1 pseudogene is annotated in these 646 nt (G+C 77.6%); it reads right to left on the bottom strand.

The annotated features are described in order from the left end of the window. Positions 1-646, bottom strand: a pseudogene (locus tag G3I53_RS08000) (ABC transporter permease); the annotation flags it as partial.

The raw sequence follows: 646 nt of genomic DNA, 5'->3' as shown, positions 1-646 counted from the left end.
AGCGCCAGCAGCAGCGCCTCCAGCGCCGCGAGCCGGGCCAGCTGGGCGCGGGACCCGCCGCGTGCCCGCAGCAGCCGGTTCTCGCCCGCGCGTTCGGCGCTGAGCAGCCGGGCCACCAGGAACAGGGTGCAGCAGGCGAGCAGGGCGAGCTGGAGTCCGACGATCAGGAGGGTGGTGCGGGACACCAGCAGCGACTGCTCGGTCCGGTCCAGGACGGTGGGCAGGGCGCTGGTGGCCTCGGCGGAGCCGCCCAGGGCCGGCTCCTCGCGCAGGGCGGCGGCGCCGTCCCGTACGGCGGTGCGCAGGGCGTCGATCCGGCCGGTGCCGACCGTGGAGAAGTCCGCCGACGCCAGCCAGGCCGACTCCCCGGCGCTGACCCGGTCGCCGGTGAGGACGGCAGGGTCGGTGAGCAGGGGGCCGTACGTCGTGAAGTCGATCTTGACGGTGCCGCGGCCGCGCAGGTCGTCCAGCTGCCAGTAGGCGGCGGTGGCGTCCACCGGCTGGTACACGCCGGTGATCCGTACGTCGACCGCCGGTCCGCCGAGGCGGTCGGTCAGGCGCAGCCGCGCGCCGGGTTCCAGGCCGAGCCGGCCGGCGGCGGCCTCGGGCAGGGCGGCCTCGACGGCCGTGCCGGCCGCCGTCGCGG

It is taken from the genome of Streptomyces sp. SID14436 (genome assembly GCF_010548465.1).
GTDB lineage: Bacteria > Actinomycetota > Actinomycetes > Streptomycetales > Streptomycetaceae > Streptomyces.
The sequence above is the reverse complement of the archived record's forward strand: the minus strand, read 5'-3'. Positions and strand labels throughout refer to the sequence as shown.